Here is a 21,262-nt window from a genome sequence, read left to right as displayed (position 1 = left end):
CATAAACTGTTCAACGATTGACAACACTCCTTTTGGTTAACTGAACGATTTGATTTACCTAAATCAACCCCTAGCTTCGAGTTGATGTTCGGATCGTTTCGCAAATGAGCGACTGTCGCGACTTCGCGTCGGGACATGAACGATATGAGGTGTCGTTCGCACCTCTGAGCTATAATCGGATAGCGAACCGAGATGATATTGGTTCTTCAAACAAGCTCCGGAACAAGTTTGAAAAGCGCTCATCTAACGCTTGTCCAAGTAACTTGGTACATCTTCATTATAACAAAGGAACACCGTTTTGCAAGCGCTTTCTTTCTTAAAGTGAATAATTTTTTACTACTCATTCTATATTAAAAGACTAAGTCTCATCAAGACTTAGTCTTTTAATCGATTCAATTGCTCTTAAATGACAAGTATGTGACGAAATACGAGATGAACTCTGAGTTTTTAGGGCTCCGGTCACGTTCTGGGCGCCCCTCAAACATTTCGTGTTCTCGCATTCCGTTATCCCATGCCGTCTTGATCGCGTGACGCATCGCCCGTTCCACACGGGATGATGTCGTCTCATGTTCTTTCGCTACCATCGGATACAACTCTTTCGTAATCAGTCCGAGCAAGTCTTGACGCTCTCTCACATAGATGACTGCTTGACGAATGTATTTGAACCCTTTAATTCGCGGTGAGATTCCGAGTTGTTGAAGTAACAGAGAAATTTCAAGCTCTTCAGGGGTCATCCCGTCGAACTCTCGATTCGTCCCTTCTGACAGTTCTCGGATTTTCGTTAACAATTGCTGAATATTGAACGGTTTGACGAGAAAATAAGAGGCACCGAGTTGGACCGCTTGTTTCGTCACTTCATCTTTTCCAAACGCACTGAGCATGATCACTTCCGGTCTTTCGTTGCCGAGCTCTTCATTCAGGCGTTGCAATACTCCAATCCCGTCCAAATGCGGCATGATAATATCGAGTAAGAGTACATCCGGTTGGTGTGCCTTGACGACATCTAAGCACGCTTCACCATCATGCGCAGTACCTACGACATGAAGGTCAGGCTCAGATTCTAGTTGGCGGCTCAACAAATCGACGATTTCTCGATTGTCGTCCGCAATACATAATGTAATCACTTATGACACTCCTTTGATGAACTTCTGTTTTACATGCTGTGACATCTCGAGTAACTCTTCAACGTGTTGCTTCGTCAAATCCGTCATTTGAGCACCAGCAATCATGCGACCCAACTCGTCAATCCGACTCTCACGGTCAAGAGACGCGACGTTCGTTTTAGTTCGCTCGTTCGTTTCGGTTTTCGTAATGTAGAGATGCTGGTCTGCCATCGCGGCGACCTGTGCCAAATGGGTGATACATAGCACTTGTGAACCGACAGAAAGACGGAATATTTTTTCGCCCATCGCTTGAGCGACACGTCCGGAAACACCCGTATCGACTTCGTCAAAAATAATCGATGCGACACCGACCGTTCTTGAGAAAATGGATTTGAGCGCGAGCATGACACGGGAGAGTTCACCACCTGATGCGACTTTCGCGAGCGGTTTGAACGGCTCTCCGACGTTCGTCATCATGTAAAACTCGACATCATCGAGTCCATCTTGTTTAAGCGATGTTGTTTTGAAACGAACTTCAAACGACGTTTTCTCCATGTAGAGCTCTTTCAACTCTCGATGAATTGCATGTTGTAACGACTCTGCGGCAGCCTTTCGTGCCATTGAAAGTCTCGTCCCGACCTCTTTCGCATCTTTTTCTAATCGAACAAGTTCGTCCGATAGCGTCTGTAAATGTTCTTCTCGATTCGTCATCGACTTCAGTTCATTGGACACTTGCTCTCCATATGCGATGACCTCTTCAATCGTCGTCCCGTACTTTCGCTTTAATTGCTGGAAAAGCGCCAACCTGGACTCGATTTCATCCAAACGGATTGGATCGAATTCGAGTGAATCCAACTGGTCACGCAATTGAAACTTTGCATCTTCCAACAAATAATAAGCATTCGATATCGTCTCCGATACAGAAGATAACGATGAAGAAAGCTGTGATGCCTCATCCATCTCACGCATCGCGACCCCGATTTTGTCGAGCCCGTTCGACTCTTCGGCAACCGCCTCATAGGAGAGTCGGATGTGTTGGTGAATGCGCTCGAAATTAGCCAACTCGTCACGTTCCTCGGTCAACGCCTCTTCTTCCCCCACCTTTAACTCAGCAGAATCAATCTCTTTCGTTTGGAAAGACAATAGGTCCATCCGCTGTGCAAGTTCTTGCTCACTTTGACTAAGACGCTTCAGTTCATCGGCAACTCGCTTCCATGCGGCGTACGCTGTTTGATATTCATCAATCAACGGACCGATCTCCTTCTCAGCGAAATGATCGAGAATCCCTAAGTGAAATTCTGGGTCCATTAAATGTTGATGCTCATGCTGGCCGTGAATATCGACGAGAAGCCGTCCAAATTCCCGTAACGTAGAGAGCGGCATCATCTTCCCGTTCACCCGACAAACACTTTTTCCGCTACTATGTAAGTCACGGCGTAAGATGACCGTCCCGTCATCGACATCAATCCCATACTGCTCGGCTGCCTGAATGACCGGATGATCTGATTCAACCATGAATAACCCTTCGATCTCGGCTTTATCTTGACCGTATCGGACGAAATCACTCGACCCACGCCCTCCAACAAGCAACCCAATCGCATCTAACAAAATTGATTTACCGGCACCCGTCTCACCTGTGAGGACGGTCATACCCCGATTGAACGGAATGGTCAATTCGTCGATAATCGCAAACTGTTTGATTGATAGTTCTGCTAACATACGTACTTTCACCTCATAACATTCCGAGTAGTCGATCGATGATTTGCTTCGCCTTGTTTTCATCGCGTGCAATCATTAAAATTGTATCGTCTCCACAAACCGTTCCAATCAATTCGTCCCATGATAGGTGGTCTATTAAAACGCCAATCGCATCAGCGTTTCCCGGTAGTACTTTCATGACGACCAGGTTTTGTGCTGAATCGACCGAGACGAAGCTATCGCTGAGGATTCGTTTCATCTTCCCATATGGATTAAAGCGCTGGTCGGCAGGCAAACTATACTTATACCGCCCATCGTTCAATGGCACTTTCACCAAGTGCAATTCTTTAATATCTCGAGACACGGTCGCCTGTGTGACCGGATATCCCGAACGACGTAACTCATCCACCAGTTCGTCTTGCGTCTCAATCTCACGATTCGTCACGATGTCTCGAATTTTGATCAACCGCTGTCCTTTGTTCATAAGCGCTGACACCTCATTCTTCGTTTCACATATACATTATCATTCTAAAGTATTGTCGAAAAAAGGTCTAGCATTCCAGGTGGGATTTCCACCATTCCCCAACTATTGATTGTATGAAAAAAAGCTACAGACGATGAGGTCTGTAGCAAAATCTTATCCCTTCAGTTCGGCATGGGCCGCGTCCACAACGCCTTCGACCTGAATCGAAGGGGCGACACCGCCTACTCCTGTAAATCGGGCGAATAGAAGAAACTCAATATTTCCATCCCCTCCGGTGATTGGAGAGTAATCCAGTCCTTCGACAAAGAATCCTTCCGATGCGAAGTACCGAACCAAATCGCTCGCCACGCGTTCGTGGATGCCTCGGTCACGAACAATCCCTTTTTTCCCGACATCGGATTTTCCCGCTTCAAACTGAGGTTTGACCAGTGCCATGACGACACCGTCTCGCTTCAATATATGCTTGAGCGGCGGCACCATAAGACGAAGTGAGATAAACGAGACATCAATCGTTGCGAAGTCCGGCTTGACCGGGAACTGATCGGCCGTTGCATGACGGAAGTTCATCCGCTCCATGACGACGACACGGTCATCACTCCGGAGTTTCCAGGCGAGCTGGTTGTACCCGACATCGACCGCATACATTTGGGTCGCACCGTTTTGAAGCGCACAGTCTGTAAATCCTCCTGTCGAAGAGCCGATGTCGATTCCGACACGTCCAAAGACATCAAGCGGGAACACCTCGAGCGCTTTTTCAAGTTTCAAGCCTCCACGTCCGACATAAGGGAGAACTTGCCCCTTCACTTCAAGAGGGATATCGTCAAACACTTTATCGCCCGCCTTATCCAGACGTTCCGTCCCACTGTAAACGAGCCCGGCCATGACAGACCGTTTCGCTTTTTCTCGTGTTTCGGCGAGGCCGCGTTCGACGAGCAATACATCTAATCTAGTTTTCGTTCTTTTTTCCATAATCCCTCACACATTCTGTCGATTTGTCTCCATGACGAACCGCTCAATCGATTCCGCCATTTGAGCAGGTCGAAGTCCAATCTCCTCTAGGAGCTGGTTGACACCACCATGCTCGATATACCGGTCTGGAATACCGAGACGTTGGATCCGCGGGAATGCCCCGGCATCGTTCGCATGCTCTAACACGCTACTTCCGAAGCCCCCGGCAAGAGCTGCTTCTTCAAGTGTCACGAGCGGAATGCCTTCTGCATATAACGAGGCAAGCATGGTGTCATCGAGTGGCTTGATCGTACGACAATTGATGACGCGTACGCTTAGCTTGCCTTCTAGTAGCGCTCGGACTTCGAGGGCGTCTTGCACTTGTGGACCGAACGTCAAGACGGCGACGTCCGTCCCTTCTGCCTCGACTTCCCAGTCATCAAGTGAAATTTCTTGAAGCGTATCGCTCATCGGAACACCGATTCCTTCACCACGTGGGAAGCGAATCGCAATCGGGCCCCCATCGTAACGGAGCGCAGAGTAGACGAGTTGTTGTAACTCTTCTTCGTCTTTCGCCATTAAGATTCGAATGTTTGGCACGTGTCGCATGAAGGCGATATCAAACACACCTTGGTGGGTCTCTCCATCCGCCCCGACGAGTCCAGATCGGTCAATCGTGAACACGACGTTCAAGTTTTGACGGCAAATATCGTGGACGAGTTGGTCGTAAGCACGTTGGAAGAACGTCGAGTAAATTGAGACGACCGGTTTCAATCCTTGTGTCGCTTGTCCACCAGCGAGCGTGACCGCGTGTTGTTCCGCAATCCCGACATCAAACATGCGTTCTGGGAATTTTTTCGTAAAGCAGTCTAGCTTCGAACCGACACTCATTGCCGGTGTGATCAACGTCACCCGATCATCAGATTCCGCCACTTTCGTAATCGTCTCCGCAACGACTTTCGAGTAACTCGGACCTTTCGGCTTTCCTTTGATGACTTCGCCCGACTCGATTTTGTACGGTCCAAGACCGTGCCAAGTACCGACACCGTCTAGTTCTGCCGGACGATACCCTTTCCCTTTTTTCGTGATGACATGGACGAGTACAGGACCGTCGATTTTCTTCGCATACTCAAGCGTTTCGAGCAAGTCCTTCAAATCGTGACCGTCTGTAGGTCCAAAGTAAGTGAATCCAAGCTCTTCAAAGAAAGTTCCCGGTATGAGGGCAGACTTCAATAAGTCTTTCACGCGCTCCCCGCTTCGTTCGAGTGAGCTACCGACGAGCGGAATATGCTTGATGATCGATTCCATCTCTTCCCGGGCATGCTTCAGTTTACGCGAAGCACGAATACGACCAAGCATATTGTGCATCGCCCCGACATTCGGTGCAATCGACATTTCGTTATCGTTTAGAATCGCAATCACATTTTGCTTCTCGGCCCCAATGTGGTTGAGCGCTTCGAGAGCCATCCCTCCTGTCAATGCCCCGTCCCCAATGATGGCAATGGCACGGTCATTCGAGCGCCCTTTCAGCTCGTTCGCAATCGCGATTCCCATCGCTGCCGAGAGTGACGTCGAGCTATGACCCGTTTCCCACACATCATGCTCACTTTCACAACGCTTCGGGAAACCGCACAATCCATTGTACTGCCTTAGCGTATCAAACTGATGCGTACGTCCTGTCAAAATTTTATGAACGTATGCCTGATGACCGACGTCCCATACAAGTTGGTCTTTCGGACTGTTAAATACACGGTGCAAGGCAAGCGTCAACTCCACAACTCCTAAGTTTGGCGCCAAATGCCCTCCCGTCACTGCCAGTTTTTCAATCAAGAATCGTCTAATGTCTGATCCGAGTGCTTCGAGTTCTGATACAGACATCCGTTTTAGGAACGACGGGTCTTGAATGGATGTCAAGTCCATAATGACCATCCTTTCTCCTCACATTTTACTGATTCGTACCTTACATTTTACAAGAATGTGACGGTAGATGCCACACATTCCCCAAAACAAAGGTGACACGATGTGCTCATCGTGTCACCGGGTCAATGATTTCGTTTCACTACAAACGTCAACAAGTCAAGAAGTAACGGTGCATGGATCGAAAGGGATTCAATTGCGTCAGTTGCTGCATCCACTTCCATCTCGAGCGCACGTTTCGCGCCATCTAAACCGAGCAGTTTCGGATATGTCGTCTTTTCATTCATTTCATCCGAGCCGACACGCTTTCCGATGGCACGTTCGTCACCGACGACATCTAATATGTCGTCTTGAATCTGAAAGGCGATGCCGAGATGACGACCGAACTGTTTCAATTGATTCCTATCATCCTCGGACACTCCCGCTATAATACCACCTGCTTCAAGTGCATAGACGAGTAGCGCACCCGTCTTCCGTTCATGAATCGATTGGAGTTCTTGGAGCGTCACGTCGTTTCGTTTTTCAGCGAGCATATCGTCCAACTGTCCGCCGACCATGCCTGAGCTACCAGCCGCCACTCCGAAGGCACGGATTACTTTCATGATCGTTTCGGGTGGGAGCGACGCTTCTGAAAGGATACGAAACGCGTCTGTCAACAATGCGTCCCCCGCCAAAATGGCGGTCGCTTCATCAAACTGACGATGGTTCGTCGGGCGGCCGCGCCGAAGGTCGTCATCATCCATCGCCGGCAAATCGTCGTGTATGAGTGAGTATGTATGAACCATCTCAAGGCTCGCCGCCGCTTCCCGTCCTCGCTCGAGTGGGACGTCATACGTTTCAAGGACGGCATAGATGAGGGCGGGTCGAATGCGTTTCCCCCCCGCCTTCAACGAATACGACATCGCATCCCGTAGACGTTCCGGCATCTCGATTGACTCGATGAGTGCCTGCATCGCCTCTTCGACGGTCTGTTTCCATTTGTTCAACTCATCGGTGCGGTTCATGCGGACCCTCCTTTTTCACGAAGGGTGCCATCGAGTTCTAAAATTTCATCCATCTTCTTCTCGGCAGCTGAAAGCTTTGTCTGGCACAAGGCCGACAAGCGGACACCTTCTTCATATAGGGTCATCGCTTCCTCCAAAGGCACATCCCCGCTCTCAAGTTGAGCGACGATTTGTTCGAGTCGCTCAAGCGCAGATTCAAATGTCTGTTCTTTTTTCGTCACCAACAATCCTCTCCTTCACTTCAGCGACCGCATGACCGTCCCGAAAACGGATCGAGATGTCCCCGTCGCGTAATTGTTGCACATTTTGCACATAAGCCCCATCCTGCTCGATGAACGTATAGCCACGCGAGAGGACCGCGAGCGGGCTGACTGCATGTAAGCGTCCGACCTGTTGGGCGAACTGTTGCTTGGACTGCTCTAAAGGGGTTGTCCGATGGAGTCGACTGACCATTTGGTCGACCTGGTCACTTTGCTTAGACAACGTTTTTGAGAATCGTTTTACATCTAGCTGTTGTGTCAGCTGTCGAAGCTGATGAGTGGCTTGCGTGAGATGTCGTTTCATCCCTTGTTCGAGGCGGATTTCAGACTGGGCAAATCGTTCCCGTTTTTGGGAAATCGTATACCGTGGTGATTTTAGTCCATAGCTGTTGATCATCCGCTCTAGCCGGGTCCGAGAATCTTCGAGTTGATTTCTTAGGACTCTGTGAAGATGTACATCTAGACGTTCAACATCTTTCCGTTGCGCATCGATCATCGCTGTCGCAAGTTCGGCCGCAGCCGTCGGTGTCGCCGCTCGAACATCCGCGACGAAATCAGAGAGCGTATAGTCCGTCTCATGACCGACAGCTGAGATGACCGGAATCGTAGATGCATAAATCGCCTCCACCACGACATCTTCATTGAATGCCCAAAGCTCTTCGATTGAACCGCCACCTCGCCCGATAATGAGCACATCACAATCGGTTCGTTCATTCATCCAGCGAATGGCAGTTGCAACCTGTGGGGCCGACAGCTCACCCTGTACGGCGACAGGGGCGAACGTGATGGCAACGTGTGGCGCACGACGTCGCAAGGTTGTCGCGATATCATGTAGCGCTGCACCTTTTGGAGATGTCACGATTCCGATTCGTTCCGGAAATGTGGGAAGTGATTGCTTCCTTTCCGAATCGAACCAGCCCATCTCCTCAAGTTCGCGTCTTCTCGCCTCATAACGTTCAAACAACAGCCCGATTCCGTCTTGACGCATCAACTCGACATACAGTTGAACATCTCCCGTCGCCTCATACATCGTCACACGCGAGACGGCGATGACCTTCATTCCATCAGTTGGCTCGAATTGAAGTTGTTTCGCATCGCGAGAAAACATGACGGCCTTCATTCGAGACGAATCATCCTTCAACGTAAAATAACAGTGTCCCGACGAATACCGTTTGAAGTTTGAGATTTCGCCGATGACCGCGACTTGCCGAAGCAATACATCATCATCGAGTTGTCGCTTCACATATCGAACAACTTCAGAAACCGGAAGTGGATTAGCCACGTGATGCAACCTCGACCGTATTATGCATGAGCATCGTGATGGTCATCGGGCCGACGCCACCTGGTACAGGTGTGATCGCACTCGCCTTCTCTTTCACGCCCTCATAATCCACATCACCAACGAGGCGCCCTTCTACACGGTTGACACCGACATCGATGACGACGGCGCCGGGCTTGACCATGTCTGCTGTGACGAGGCCGGCGCGTCCGACCGCGACAATCAATATATCGGCCTGTCGGGTCATTGCACCGAGGTCAGGCGTTTTTGAATGGCAATACGTGACCGTCGCGGATTCGTTCAAGAACAACATCCCGACCGGCTTCCCGACGATTTGACTGCGACCGACGACGACGACGTGCTTTCCGACGATCTCGGTCTGGGTCTTCGCAAGATGCAGGATGCCGTGCGGTGTGCATGGAAGGAGCGTCTCAAGACCGAGCATCATCTTCCCGACGTTTTCTGGATGAAAACCATCTACGTCCTTCTCAGGGGAGATGCGCATGATGACTCGTGACTCATCGATGTGTTTCGGCAATGGAAGTTGTACGAGAATGCCGTGAACTTCCTCATCCTCATTCATCAAGTCAATCAAGTCGAGTAGTTCCTTTTCACGAATCGCCTCATCAAAGCGGAGGACTTGTGAATCGATTCCGATTTCCTCTGCCGCCCGTTCTTTCCCGCGGACATAGCTATGACTTGCCGGGTCGTCCCCAATCAATACTACTTTCAGTTTCGGTACGATCCCGCGAGCCCGCAGTTGAGTCACACGCTCTTTCAACGACTCTCGATATGATGCTGCCACTTGCTTTCCGTCGATCACTACTGCCATCTCTCTCATCCCCCGTTGTCTTTAGGTTTTTCTGTAGTTGGTGTGGTGTCTTATCTCTATTTTTTAGTCTTCCTTAATAATGTTACCGAGTACGCCATTCACAAGTTTTCCGGCCTCTTCGTCCGCGAACGATTTCGCGAGTTCGACCGCCTCGTTGATGGTGACGTTCTCTGGAATCGTTTCGACATACAACAGTTCGAATGTCGCCATCCGGAGAATCGTACGCTCGACGTTGCCTAGGCGGTCCAAACGCCAGTTTTTTAAGTTCTCAACGAGCAGTCCGTCGATGTCCTCGATATGCTCGAGCGTCCCTGTGACGAGTTGTTCGTAAAACGGGTCCGACTCTTCTCCGTCCAATGCGAACTCGATTGCTTCGTCCACCTCTAATTTAGATACTTCGATTTGAAAAAGCGTTTGAATCGCTTTCTCTCGTGCTTCATGACGTTTCATTCAGTTACTCTCCTTTTACATGCTTTCATTGTGATAGTTTAGCATAAAGCACTCATAAATTCAGTACAAAAAACCAGGAATCCGAAATAATGTTCGGGCTTCCTGGTTGTTGTTATTTTGCTAGTGACATTTCTTTTTCAACAAATTTTGTGTCGAACGTGCCGATGCGGAACTGTTCATGTGCCATGACTTGTTCGTGGAACGGAATCGTCGTTTGAATACCGGAAACCTTGAACTCATCTAAGGCACGCAACATCTTCATGATGGCCTCGTCACGTGTCGGCGCATGCACAATCAACTTGGCGACCATCGAGTCGTAAAACGGCGGAATCATCGCCCCCGCGTATAAACCGCTGTCGACACGGACCCCCATGCCACCGGGAACAATGTATTGGTCGATTTTTCCCGCCATCGGACGGAAGTCCATGAATGGGTCCTCCGCGTTGATTCGGCATTCGATCGAATGTCCTGAGAATGTGATATCTTCTTGTGAGATGGCGAGCGGATGCCCGAGCGCCACTTCAAGTTGCGCCTGAACGAGGTCAAATCCTGTGATCATCTCTGTGACGGGATGCTCGACTTGAATCCGAGTGTTCATCTCCATGAAATAAAACTCGTTTGATTCCGGAACATAGATGAACTCAATCGTTCCCGCTCCCGAATACTGGATGGCCTTCGCTGCTTTGACGGCGGCGTCGCCCATCAGTTGACGCGTCGCTTCGTCGATCGCAGGTGATGGCGCCTCTTCGACTAGTTTTTGCATGCGTCGCTGAATCGTACAGTCGCGCTCACCTAAGTGGATGACATTCCCGAACTGATCAGCGAGCACTTGCACTTCGACGTGGCGGAACGACTCGATGAACTTCTCGAGATAGACGTCACCATTTCCGAACGCCTGCTTCGCTTCTTTACGCGTCGCAACCAATCCTTTCACGAGCTCGTCCTTGTCACGCGCGACACGAATACCACGACCACCGCCCCCGGCCGTCGCTTTGATGATGACCGGGTACCCCATCTCGTGCGCGAGCTCCATGGCCTCCTCGTCGGTAACGACGCCGCTCGACCCCGGAACGACAGGAACACCTGACTCGATCATCGTTCGCTTCGCCTCGTCTTTGATCCCCATTTTGCGAATCGCATAGCTGCTCGGGCCGACGAACTGAATCCCACACGCCTCACACATCTCGGCGAACTCGGCATTTTCAGCCAAAAAACCATACCCTGGATGCACCATCGTCGCATCGACGGCACATGCGACAGATAAGATATTTGGGATATTCAAATAGGAGTCTTTCGACGGGTTCGGCCCGATACAGTACGCCTCATCGGCCAAACGGACATGTAACGCCTCGCGATCTGCCTCCGAAAAGACGGCAACCGTCGGTATGTTCAATTCTTTTGCTGCACGTATGATTCGAACCGCGATTTCTCCGCGGTTGGCGATTAGTAGTTTCATCATGACCTCACTTCACGCTAAAGAGCGGTTGACCATATTCAACGAGATCGCCATCTGTGACTAACACTTCTACGATCTCGCCACTCAATTCCGCCTCGACATCGTTAAACAACTTCATCGCCTCTAAAATACAGACGACCTGCCCGGATTCCACCCGGTCTCCGATATTGACGAATGCCTCTTTATCTGGCGCCGGTCGCGAGTAGAACGTTCCGACCATCGGAGAGGTGATTGTCCGATATGCTACATTTCCTTCTGCGGCTTCTTCCTTCTCGACTACTTGCGAAGCAGGCGAGGGTGGTGCGAATGCTTGTGTCTGCACGACCGGCGTGCTCGTTACTTGTTGCGATTCTTTCTTTAGTGACAGTTTGAAATCAGATGTTTCAAGCTCCATTTCATGGACAGAAGATTGGTCCAATAACTGAATGAGCTCTTTGATTTGATCGATTTGCATCTTTCTTACCCCCTGTTTATACCTGGTACTAATCTCACTCTCACTATAACTGGTCAGACCAATGAATGCAACGAGAAAAAAAGAGTGCCCATTTGAATGGACACTCTGCAAGATTAACCGTTATAACGACCCATGAACTCTCCAGTACGTGTATCGACCGTCACTTTTTCACCTGGTTCGATGAATAGTGGCACTTGAATCACATGTCCTGTTTCCACTGTCGCATTTTTCTTCACGTTCGAAGCCGTGTCACCTTTGACGCCAGGATCTGCTTCGATGATTGTCAACACAACGCTCGTTGGAAGCTCGATTCCGAGAATCTCCCCTTCATAATCCGCGATGCTGACTTCCATATTTTCAAGCAAGTAAGGGAGCGCCGCTTTCACTTGATCGCTCGTCAATTCAAGCTGTTCGTATGACTCGTTGTCCATGAAGACGTACGTGTCCCCCATTGGGTAGAGGTATTGCATACGCTTCCGTTCGATATGTGCACGTTCGATTTTCTCGCCGCCACGGAACGTCGTCTCTTGAATCGCACCGTTTCGTAAGTTGCGCATTTTTGTACGCACGAACGCTGCACCTTTACCCGGTTTTACGTGCTGAAACTCGATGACTTGCCAAATTGAACCGTCAGACGTTTTGACTGTCAATCCTGTTTTTAAATCGTTAACTGATACCATGTTGATTTCCTCCTAATTTCAGACGAGACTCATGCCTCAATCGTGATTAACTCTTTTGGCGACTGCGTCAGACGGTAACAACCGTCTTCTGTGATGACGACATCGTCCTCAATTCGGCAACCACCGACGCCATTGATGTAAATACCCGGTTCAATCGTCACGACCATCCCTGGCTCGAGTACCGTTTCTGAACGGAATGAAAGACCAGGCGCCTCGTGCACTTCCATGCCGAGACCATGTCCAGTCGAGTGTCCGAAGTATTCGCCATATCCAGCTTCTTTGATGATGTCTCGTGTCAACGCATCCGCTTCAATACCTGTGATGCCGGCTCGAGTACCTTCCACACCAGCGAGCTGCGCGCGAAGAACCGTGTCGTAGATTTGACGCAACTCATCCGAGATCGGTCCGACCGCGAGCGTACGCGTGATATCCGAGCAGTACCCTTTATAGTATGCCCCGAAGTCGAGCGTGACGAGTTCACCTGATTCGATGACTTTATCACTCGCCACCCCGTGAGGCAGTGCCGAACGAAGACCAGAAGCGACAATCATATCGAATGATGACGAGTCTGCCCCTTTTGAACGCATGAACATTTCGAGTTCGTTCGCAACCTCTTTTTCGGTACGACCAGGGCGAATGAACGTTTGGATATGTGCATACGCCGCATCAGCGATTGCCGCAGCTTCCTTCATAATCTTAATCTCTGATTCATCCTTAATCAAGCGCAGTTTTTCTACGACTCCAGTCGTTTCAACGAGATTTGCATCGACTTCTTTTTCATAAAGACGGTATTGACCGACCGTCATGGCGTCCTGTTCGATTCCAAGACGTGAGACGGATTCCCGTGACACGACGTCAGCGACGGACTTAATGAGTGACGTATCCAGTTCAATGATGTCAAACCCGTTCACTTGATCATTCGCTTGTTCTGTATAACGGAAGTCCGTGATAAAACTTGCAGATTTCGACGTGATGACGATGACACCGCTCGACCCGGTGAAGCCAGATAAGTAGCGGATGTTTTCACGTTTTGTGACGAGCAATGCATCCAGTTCACTTGCCTCTAAATGTGCTTGCAGTTTGTTTACGCGTTCAATCATGTCGATTCCTCCAATGTTCGATTAATGCATGCATCGCTAACGTATAGCTATTAAGTCCGAAACCGGTGATGACACCTAGGCAGACGCCAGCAAGTTTTGACTCGTGACGAAACACTTCGCGGGCATGCACGTTCGAGATATGTACTTCAACGACCGGGGCAGCGATCGCGGATATGGCATCTCGAATCGCAATCGATGTATGGGTATACGCACCCGCATTCAAGATGACCCCTTCATAATCATAGGCATCGTGAAGGGCGTCAATGATTTCCCCCTCGTGATTCGATTGTTTGAACGAGATTTCGACGCCTTCTGGCTTGGCGAGCATCATGTCGGTCGCCAAACCTTTCAACGAGACGTGCCCGTACACGTCCGGCTCACGACGCCCTAACAAGTTTAAATTTGGCCCATTCAATACTAAAATCCGCAATCTTCTTCCCCCTCGTTCGTCAAGTCTTGTTTATTGTAACAAATTTATCGAAAGAACGTGAATCGAGCCTTCTGCCCTTTCGTTTTTTTTATGAATCACGTTATAATTCAAGTACAACATTTGAAGAATCGAGGAAAGTGAATGAATTCTAAACCAAGCATCCCCGTCGGAGGACAGGCTCTCGTAGAGGGGGTCATGTTTCAAGGACGTTCTGAGAGCGCATCTGCCATTCGTCGAAAGAACGGCACCATCGAAACGTTCGAGCAGGCACGCATCCTCGTCCCATGGGTCCAGTCCCTAAAAAAAATCCCGTTCCTTAGAGGAATCGTCGCCCTATACGAATCACTGAAGAATGGGTCTGCCCATATGAACTTCGCGAGCGACCGATATGACGTCGACCCGGGTGAGGAAGTGGACGACAACCATCAACAAAAACAGAGCATATGGATGATTGCCTTCATCGCCGTCGTCGGTGTTCTGTCTTATATTTTCGGTAAGTTGATTTTCAACGTGACGCCGGCTCTTCTCGCCTCTATGTTTCAGGACGTGCCTGTATTTTCCGGTCACGTGATTCAAAACCTCCTCGAAGGGGGAATAAAATTAGTATTGCTACTTAGTTATCTCTATTTGATTTCATTGACCCCACTTATTAAGCGTGTCTTTCAATATCATGGGGCTGAACACAAGGTAATCAATTGCTACGAGGCAGGTCATCCGCTCACGGTTGAACACGTCCGTCAAAGTTCACGTCTCCATTATCGTTGTGGATCAAGTTTTATTCTTTTCACCGTCTTTGTAGGAATCGGCGTCTATATGGTTGTGCCAATTGACCCGCTTTGGTTGCGTCTCGTCAGCCGGATCGCGCTTTTGCCGGTCGTGATCGGCATTTCGTTTGAGGTCCTTCAGTTCACTAACCGGTTCCGCGACCACCGGGTATTGTCGTTTATCGGAAAACCAGGTCTTTCGCTTCAATTGTTGACGACGCGAGAACCGAGTGATGAACAGATTCAAGTCGCAATTGAAGCATTCGAGACGTGGGAACGTAGAGAATTAGGAGAATCAGTCGTTCAAAGAGAGGGATAAGAGGAGGAAGCACCATGATCAGACAAAGAATTGGTTCGACCGCAGCAACCATCGTGTTTATCCTTGGATTCATCGGGGTCGGACATATGCTCGCCACCGACCCTGGTCGCCTGTTTAGACAATTGTTGTTCATCGGGATTTTCGGGTTAATCTTTTATGCGATCTATCGTTTCTTTATCAGACGACGCATGTCCCCAGAGGATATGCGCTATCGGAAAACTGCACAAGCCTCTAAAAAGCGCATGCAACGTAACGGCAACCCCCAAGTCAAACCTTCCGCATCTGCGAAAATCAAAAAAAATAAAAAACCAGGTTCAAACGTTACAAAGTTGTCGAAGCGTCCGAACGTACATCGAAGCAATCCTCCACATTTAACGGTGATTGAAGGAAAGAAAGGCAAGAAGAAAAAGAAAGCGAACATGTGAAAGGAGCGCCGCGGCGCTCCTTTTCATGTGGTCTCTACATAACCGATGTACGGCAAGTTCCGATATTGCTCTGCATAGTCAATGCCATAGCCAATCACAAACTCATCCGGAATCTCAAAACCTACATAGTCTGCATCCAATTGAACGAGACGGCGTGCCGGCTTGTCTAAGAGCGTACAGATTTTCAACTGTTTCGGTTGATGCAGTTCCATATGTTTACATAAAAACTTCAACGTTTGCCCCGTGTCGATAATGTCCTCGATGATGACCACATATTTCCCCTCTACATCTAAATCAAGATCTTTACGAAGTTGTACACTGCCGCTCGAGACCGTTTTCTTGCCGTACGAAGACGTCGCAACGGTGTCCAGTTGTACACTTCCTTTCATATAGCGCATCAAATCTGCTGCAAAGACCATCGAGCCTTTTAAAACGGCAACGATGACAATCGGCGTCCCGTTCGCATCCCGCTCAATCTCTTCCGCCAATTCTTTTACGCGATTTCGAATCTGCTGCTCATCGAACAATTTTCCTTTGATTTGAATCTCCATGACCTCGGCGAATGTACGCCGTCACCCCCTATAGTATGAATCCGATACTTATCATAGCATAAACTCGGTTCAAATATATACGTTCAAGTTGATTTACGACTATTTCGTTCGTGTTTAGAGCCTAAAATAACAAATAAAAAAGTCAACCGATGAAGATTGACTTTTTTTGCATTATTCTTCAGAAGCTCGTTCCTGCTCTCGGAAGTCTTTAAACTGGTCCATAAGCTCTGGCTTATCCTCAAAAAATTCTACAAACTGCGTCATGCAGTCTAGCGTGTTTGAGCTGAGATGGTGTTCAATCCCTTCGACGTCTTCATACACATCTGCCTCGTCTACTCCGATGAGACGTAAAAAAGATTCGAGCATCGCATGACGCTCGACCAACCGTTTTCCTACTTTTTGTCCTTTTTTCGTAAGCATGAGACCACGGTACTTTTCATAAATGAGATATTCCTCACGGTCTAGTTTTTGGACCATTTTGGTTACTGAGGACGGATGCACCCCTAAATGTTCTGCAATATCAGATACACGCGCATATCCTTTCTCTGACATCAATAAATAAATACGCTCTAAATAATCTTCCATACTCGGTGTCGGCATGGGCACGACCTCCCCTAATGTTCCGGTTTCCATTCTTTATTTTATCCTAACTGGAACGAAATCGAAAGGGAAAGTCCCGATTGATTGAGTCAATCATTGTCTCATGACCTTAAATTCATTATAATGAGATATGGTAACTTCGAAAGAGAAAGGAAGAACATCTATGGGACTCGAAACAATTCTCGTCATCCTCATCTGGGGTGCCTTGATTGCCTACATCGTATGGCGTTTCCTGCCAGCTCGTGGGTTAAAAAAAATGAAGCAGGAAGAATTCCGTGCCTCACTTCGCAAAGGTCAGTTGATTGACGTACGTGAACAGAATGAGTACAAAGCCGGACATATCGTCGGCGCACGAAACATTCCGGTCGGACAGATGAAAATGCGCATGAAAGAGTTGCGCAAGGATCAGCCAATCCTAATTTATTGTCAAGGGAGATCACGTTCGAACCAAGCGGCGAAGCTTTTGATGAAGAACGGATATGACAATATCTATATGCTCGAGGGCGGCTTCAAGAACTGGAAAGGCAAGATTAAAAAAGGATAACATGTAGGCGGGTCGATCAATCGACCCGCCCGTTTTTTAGTTCACTGATGATGCTTCACGATTTTCATATTTTAAGATCGGTTTCCGGGCAGCGAGTGTCTCGTCCATCCGTTTGACGACCGTCGTATGCGGGGCCGTCTGAACGATTTCCGGATTCTCCTCCGCCTCTCTCGCAATTTGGAGCATCGCGTCGCAGAACGCATCGAGCGTCTCTTTTGATTCGGTTTCAGTCGGTTCGACCATGATGCATTCCTCGACATTTAATGGGAAATAGATTGTCGGGGGATGATATCCGAAATCAAGGAGACGTTTCGCGATATCGAGCGTGCGGACACCGAGTGCTTTTTGTCGTTTCCCTGACAATACGAACTCATGTTTGCAATACGTATCGTACGGTACGTCGAACGCATCTTTCAATCTAGCGAACATATAGTTGGCGTTGAGTACAGCCTCGCGCGACACTCGCGTCAATCCTTCCGCACCCATCGTCTTAATGTAGCTGTATGCACGAACATTGATGCCAAAGTTTCCATAGAACGGCTTGATTCGACCGATTGAGTGTGGCCGATCATAATCGAGCCCATAACCGTTATCGGTCCTCGCCACGATCGGTGTCGGCAAGAATGGCATCAAATCACGTTTTACCCCTACCGGACCTGAACCTGGTCCACCACCACCGTGAGGTCCGGTGAATGTTTTGTGAAGATTCAAGTGAACTACGTCAAAGCCCATGTCTCCCGGACGTGCTATTCCGAGGATGGCATTCGAGTTTGCACCGTCATAATATAGTTTCCCGCCCGCTTCATGGACCACTTTCGAGATCTCAAGGATATCTGCCTCGAACAGTCCAAGCGTGTTCGGGTTCGTGAGCATGAGGGCAGCCGTGTCTGCTCCGACTTTCGCTTTCAAATCGTCTAAATCAACAAGACCTCGCTCGTCTGACTTGACGGTAACCGTCTCAAATCCAGCGACGACCGCAGAGGCAGGGTTAGTTCCGTGCGCTGAATCCGGGACGAGAACTTTTGTGCGAGCCGCATCCCCGTTTCGTTCATGGAACGCTTTAATCAACATGAGACCCGTCCATTCGCCATGTGCCCCGGCAGCAGGTTGCAACGTGACTTCGTCCATACCTGTGATTTCTGCAAGTTGTTCTTGTAAGTCCACCATGAGTTCGAGAGCACCTTGAACCGTCTCCAGTGGTTGCAACGGGTGAATGTGTGCAAATCCAGGAAGGCGGGCCATGTCTTCGTTCACTTTCGGATTATATTTCATCGTACACGAACCGAGTGGATAGAAACCTGAGTCCACACCATGGTTTCGAGTCGAAAGCGCTGTATAGTGACGGACGACATCGAGTTCAGATACTTCAGGAAGCTCCGCTGCCTCTTTTCGAATCATCGTAGCCGGTAACAATTTTTCCAAGTCAACTTCAGGGACAGTCGGTGTCGGCAAGTTATACCCTGTCCGTCCTTCACGTGATACTTCAAAAATAAGCGTTTGCTCGTGTTGCATCATTTCATCCCCCCAACCACTTCGACAAACCGATCAATCTCTTCTTTCGTACGTAACTCTGTCGCACACACGAGCATCTGGTTCTGACGCTCTGTCTCATATGTGCCAAGCGGTAGTCCACCGATCATCCCATGCTTGAGTAAGTGACGTGATACCTCTTCTGCATCTCGTGAAAAATCCACAACAAACTCATTGAACATCGGGCCTTCATCCACGATTGAAAAACCTGCCGTCTTCAATGCCTCTTTCATGTAATGGGCAGTTTGAATGTTTCGCACGGCCATGTCACGCATCCCGTTTTTTCCGAGGGCGGACATTGTAATTGATGCGGCCAATGCATTGAGCGCTTGATTCGAGCAAATATTCGACGTCGCCTTGTCACGACGAATGTGTTGTTCACGTGCTTGGAGAGTCAAGACGAACCCGCGTTTTCCGTCCTCATCGACCGTTTGACCGACGAGACGCCCAGGCAGCTTACGCATCAATGACTTTTTGACAGCGAAATAACCACATGATGGTCCACCAAAACTTTGTGGAATGCCGAATGGCTGTGCGTCTCCGACGGTGATATCCGCACCGAGATTACCTGGTGACTCTAAAATACCGAGCGCGAGCGGATTGCTTGATACGACGAAGAGCGCACCTGCTTCATGGGCCTGTACCGCCAATTTCTCTAAATCCTCGATTCGTCCGTAGAAGTTCGGATATTGGACGACGAGACAAGATGCGTCCGTTAAATCGACCTTAGACATATCCGTGACTCCGTTCACCACTTCAGTATACTCAACCGATAGACCAGGACCATCTGCGTACGTACGGATGACGTCTTTCGCTTCAGGATGCACCGCACCAGAGACGACGACACGCTTCTTTTTCGTTTGGGCACTTGCCAGATATGTCGCTTCAGCAAGGGCCGTGATCCCGTCATACATCGATGAGTTCGCGACGTCCATCCCTGTCAGTTCACAAATCATCGTCTGAAACTCAAACATCGCTTGAAGCTCACCTTGCGAAATCTCAGGTTGATACGGTGTATACGCTGTATAAAACTCAGAACGCAACAACATGTGGTTCATCACGCTAGGTGAGAGGTGGTCGTACATTCCGGCTCCTAGGAAGCTAGGGTATGATTTTGTATGCTTATTTTGGTCAGCCAATTTCGTCATGTGACGAATGAGATCTACTTCAGGCAGCGGTGCCCCGATTGCCGCAAGTGATGCCTTTTCGCGAAGTGTCTCTGGAATATCGGCGAGTAGCGCCTCAATCGAATCGACGCCGATTGTATGCAGCATGTCTCGTTCGTCTTGTTCAGTCATCGGTAAATAACGAAATTCCATTCTGTTCATTCTGAATCCCCCTGTTTCATTTCGCTCGTTTATAGAAAGGTGTCGGTACGCGTTCTGCTTCAATTTTTTTCCCACGGATGTCGACGACGAATCGTTCTTCATCTTTGTAGCGCGCATCGACACGCGCCCAAGCAATCGATTCATTCACCGTCGGAGGCATCGTACCGGTCGTGACGACACCGACCACATTTCCATCGATCTCCACTTCGGCTCCTTGACGGGCGATCCCACGACCGAGCAATCTCAATCCAATCAATCGATTCGGGATGTCCTCTTTTTGAGAGACGAGTGCATCCTTTCCAATGAAGTCCGTATCTAGCTTGACTGCGAAATTGAGGTTCGCCTCAAACGGTGTGACCGATTCATCTAACTCATGACCATAAAGCGGCAAGCATGCCTCAAAACGAAGCGTATCGCGAGCCCCTAGGCCACACGGAGTGACACCCGCTCCTTCAAGCGCCTTCCAAATCGCAGATATCCCTTCTGCCCGGGCATAAATCTCGAACCCATCCTCACCTGTATATCCACTCCGTGAGATGATAGATGGCACACCCGCCACGTCGCCGTTCATGAACTTGAAGAACCCGATGTCCTCAAGCGCCACGTTCGTGACCGTCTGAAGAACAGCTTCCGCCTTCGGTCCTTGAATCGCAATTTGTCCATACTCATCAGATTCATTCGTCACGGTGACATCACCTTCGACGTTACGGCGAATATGCGCTTCATCCTTTTCAATGTTCGAGGCATTGACGACGAGCCAATAGGCGTCCTCATCTAAGCGGTAGACGAGTAAGTCATCGACCACGCCACCGTTTTCTAAACAGAGAAGGTTGTACTGTGCTTGACCGACTTTAACTTTAGAGACGTCATTCGTCACGAGACGCTGAACTTGTCCAAGCGCATCTGGTCCTTCGACTCGTATTTCTCCCATGTGAGATACATCAAACATCCCCACGTTATGACGTACAGCCAGATGTTCTTCTTTAATTGACGAGAACATGATCGGCATTTCGAACCCCGCAAAATCAACCATCTTCGCCTTCGGATCAATCAATTCAAATAAAGGCGTACGTTTCAAACTAACCTTTTCCATAATATCCCCCAAT

General features: G+C 49.1%; 23 protein-coding genes. 3 read left to right on the top strand and 20 right to left on the bottom strand.

Annotated elements, in window-relative coordinates:
* Positions 1 to 392 precede the first annotated feature (392 nt).
* From spo0A to aroQ, 15 genes are all read right to left on the bottom strand, one after another.
* Positions 393 to 1,124, bottom strand: a complete 732-nt coding sequence (spo0A, locus tag KNP00_RS04690; RefSeq protein WP_215142700.1) for a sporulation transcription factor Spo0A — start codon at positions 1,122 to 1,124, stop codon at positions 393 to 395.
* On the bottom strand, positions 1,125 to 2,822 hold the full coding sequence (gene recN, locus KNP00_RS04685; protein ID WP_215142698.1) for a DNA repair protein RecN: 1,698 nt from the start codon (positions 2,820 to 2,822) through the stop codon (positions 1,125 to 1,127).
* Between the two features lie 13 nt (positions 2,823 to 2,835).
* Complete coding sequence (gene ahrC / locus KNP00_RS04680) at positions 2,836 to 3,285, bottom strand: transcriptional regulator AhrC/ArgR (RefSeq protein WP_215142697.1); 450 nt, start codon at positions 3,283 to 3,285, stop codon at positions 2,836 to 2,838.
* A gap of 153 nt (positions 3,286 to 3,438) precedes the next feature.
* On the bottom strand, positions 3,439 to 4,254 hold the full coding sequence (locus KNP00_RS04675) for a TlyA family RNA methyltransferase (protein WP_215142696.1): 816 nt from the start codon (positions 4,252 to 4,254) through the stop codon (positions 3,439 to 3,441).
* Between the two features lie 6 nt (positions 4,255 to 4,260).
* On the bottom strand, positions 4,261 to 6,153 hold the full coding sequence (gene dxs, locus KNP00_RS04670) for a 1-deoxy-D-xylulose-5-phosphate synthase (RefSeq protein ID WP_215142695.1): 1,893 nt from the start codon (positions 6,151 to 6,153) through the stop codon (positions 4,261 to 4,263).
* A gap of 122 nt (positions 6,154 to 6,275) precedes the next feature.
* Positions 6,276 to 7,154 (bottom strand): polyprenyl synthetase family protein, encoded by an 879-nt coding sequence (locus KNP00_RS04665; RefSeq protein WP_215142694.1) that lies wholly within the window; start codon positions 7,152 to 7,154, stop codon positions 6,276 to 6,278.
* Positions 7,151 to 7,375 carry an exodeoxyribonuclease VII small subunit gene (gene xseB, locus KNP00_RS04660; RefSeq protein ID WP_215142693.1) on the bottom strand — a complete coding sequence of 75 codons (225 nt, stop codon included), beginning with the start codon at positions 7,373 to 7,375 and terminating at the stop codon, positions 7,151 to 7,153. The genes KNP00_RS04665 and xseB overlap by 4 nt, the downstream gene beginning before the upstream one ends.
* On the bottom strand, positions 7,350 to 8,696 hold the full coding sequence (gene xseA, locus KNP00_RS04655) for an exodeoxyribonuclease VII large subunit (protein ID WP_215142690.1): 1,347 nt from the start codon (positions 8,694 to 8,696) through the stop codon (positions 7,350 to 7,352). The genes xseB and xseA overlap by 26 nt, the downstream gene beginning before the upstream one ends.
* A complete protein-coding gene (gene folD, locus KNP00_RS04650) occupies positions 8,689 to 9,525 on the bottom strand; it encodes a bifunctional methylenetetrahydrofolate dehydrogenase/methenyltetrahydrofolate cyclohydrolase FolD (RefSeq protein ID WP_215142688.1) in 837 nt (278 codons plus the stop codon). The genes xseA and folD overlap by 8 nt, the downstream gene beginning before the upstream one ends.
* 63 nt (positions 9,526 to 9,588) lie before the next feature.
* Positions 9,589 to 9,975: a transcription antitermination factor NusB gene (gene nusB / locus KNP00_RS04645; RefSeq protein ID WP_215142686.1), complete on the bottom strand. Its 387-nt coding sequence runs from the start codon at positions 9,973 to 9,975 to the stop codon at positions 9,589 to 9,591.
* Between the two features lie 112 nt (positions 9,976 to 10,087).
* The gene (accC, locus tag KNP00_RS04640) at positions 10,088 to 11,431 is read right to left on the bottom strand and encodes an acetyl-CoA carboxylase biotin carboxylase subunit (protein WP_215142794.1); all 1,344 of its coding nucleotides are present in this window, start codon (positions 11,429 to 11,431) and stop codon (positions 10,088 to 10,090) included.
* A gap of 7 nt (positions 11,432 to 11,438) precedes the next feature.
* Positions 11,439 to 11,885, bottom strand: a complete 447-nt coding sequence (gene accB / locus KNP00_RS04635; RefSeq protein ID WP_215142684.1) for an acetyl-CoA carboxylase biotin carboxyl carrier protein — start codon at positions 11,883 to 11,885, stop codon at positions 11,439 to 11,441.
* Positions 11,886 to 11,998: 113 nt separating this feature from the next.
* Complete coding sequence (efp, locus tag KNP00_RS04630) at positions 11,999 to 12,565, bottom strand: elongation factor P (RefSeq protein WP_215142682.1); 567 nt, start codon at positions 12,563 to 12,565, stop codon at positions 11,999 to 12,001.
* A gap of 29 nt (positions 12,566 to 12,594) precedes the next feature.
* On the bottom strand, positions 12,595 to 13,662 hold the full coding sequence (locus tag KNP00_RS04625; protein ID WP_338082261.1) for a M24 family metallopeptidase: 1,068 nt from the start codon (positions 13,660 to 13,662) through the stop codon (positions 12,595 to 12,597).
* Positions 13,658 to 14,095, bottom strand: a complete 438-nt coding sequence (aroQ, locus tag KNP00_RS04620; protein WP_215142678.1) for a type II 3-dehydroquinate dehydratase — start codon at positions 14,093 to 14,095, stop codon at positions 13,658 to 13,660. The genes KNP00_RS04625 and aroQ overlap by 5 nt, the downstream gene beginning before the upstream one ends.
* Positions 14,096 to 14,236: 141 nt before the next feature.
* On the opposite strand from aroQ, the gene KNP00_RS04615 reads away from it, so the two are divergent.
* Positions 14,237 to 15,178, top strand: coding sequence for a DUF1385 domain-containing protein (locus tag KNP00_RS04615; protein ID WP_215142676.1), 942 nt, complete (start codon positions 14,237 to 14,239; stop codon positions 15,176 to 15,178).
* Between the two features lie 14 nt (positions 15,179 to 15,192).
* Entirely contained in the window at positions 15,193 to 15,603 is a 411-nt protein-coding gene (locus KNP00_RS04610; RefSeq protein ID WP_215142674.1) for an SA1362 family protein, read from the top strand.
* A gap of 23 nt (positions 15,604 to 15,626) precedes the next feature.
* Here KNP00_RS04610 and hpt read toward each other — a convergent pair whose 3' ends face one another.
* Both hpt and mntR read right to left on the bottom strand, forming a co-directional pair.
* Positions 15,627 to 16,154, bottom strand: a complete 528-nt coding sequence (gene hpt, locus KNP00_RS04605) for a hypoxanthine phosphoribosyltransferase (RefSeq protein ID WP_215142672.1) — start codon at positions 16,152 to 16,154, stop codon at positions 15,627 to 15,629.
* A 171-nt stretch (positions 16,155 to 16,325) separates the two neighbouring features.
* A complete protein-coding gene (gene mntR / locus KNP00_RS04600) occupies positions 16,326 to 16,754 on the bottom strand; it encodes a transcriptional regulator MntR (protein WP_215142792.1) in 429 nt (142 codons plus the stop codon).
* Positions 16,755 to 16,917: 163 nt separating this feature from the next.
* Between mntR and KNP00_RS04595 the strand changes: the two genes are divergently transcribed.
* The gene (locus KNP00_RS04595; protein WP_215142670.1) at positions 16,918 to 17,298 is read left to right on the top strand and encodes a rhodanese-like domain-containing protein; all 381 of its coding nucleotides are present in this window, start codon (positions 16,918 to 16,920) and stop codon (positions 17,296 to 17,298) included.
* A gap of 36 nt (positions 17,299 to 17,334) precedes the next feature.
* On the opposite strand, the gene gcvPB is transcribed toward KNP00_RS04595, so the two are convergent.
* The 3 genes from gcvPB to gcvT are packed head-to-tail and all read right to left on the bottom strand — an operon-like array spanning position 17,335 to position 21,249.
* Positions 17,335 to 18,810: an aminomethyl-transferring glycine dehydrogenase subunit GcvPB gene (gcvPB, locus tag KNP00_RS04590; RefSeq protein ID WP_420828308.1), complete on the bottom strand. Its 1,476-nt coding sequence runs from the start codon at positions 18,808 to 18,810 to the stop codon at positions 17,335 to 17,337.
* Positions 18,810 to 20,147, bottom strand: coding sequence for an aminomethyl-transferring glycine dehydrogenase subunit GcvPA (gene gcvPA / locus KNP00_RS04585; protein WP_215142790.1), 1,338 nt, complete (start codon positions 20,145 to 20,147; stop codon positions 18,810 to 18,812). Before gcvPA ends, gcvPB begins: the two co-directional genes overlap by 1 nt.
* 25 nt (positions 20,148 to 20,172) lie before the next feature.
* The gene (gene gcvT / locus KNP00_RS04580; protein ID WP_215142666.1) at positions 20,173 to 21,249 is read right to left on the bottom strand and encodes a glycine cleavage system aminomethyltransferase GcvT; all 1,077 of its coding nucleotides are present in this window, start codon (positions 21,247 to 21,249) and stop codon (positions 20,173 to 20,175) included.
* Between the last annotated feature and the right edge of the window lie 13 nt (positions 21,250 to 21,262).

The sequence above is a fragment of the Exiguobacterium qingdaonense genome (assembly GCF_018617855.1).
In the GTDB taxonomy this organism is placed as follows: domain Bacteria; phylum Bacillota; class Bacilli; order Exiguobacteriales; family Exiguobacteriaceae; genus Exiguobacterium; species Exiguobacterium qingdaonense.
This window is presented reverse-complemented; position numbering and strand designations above follow the sequence as displayed.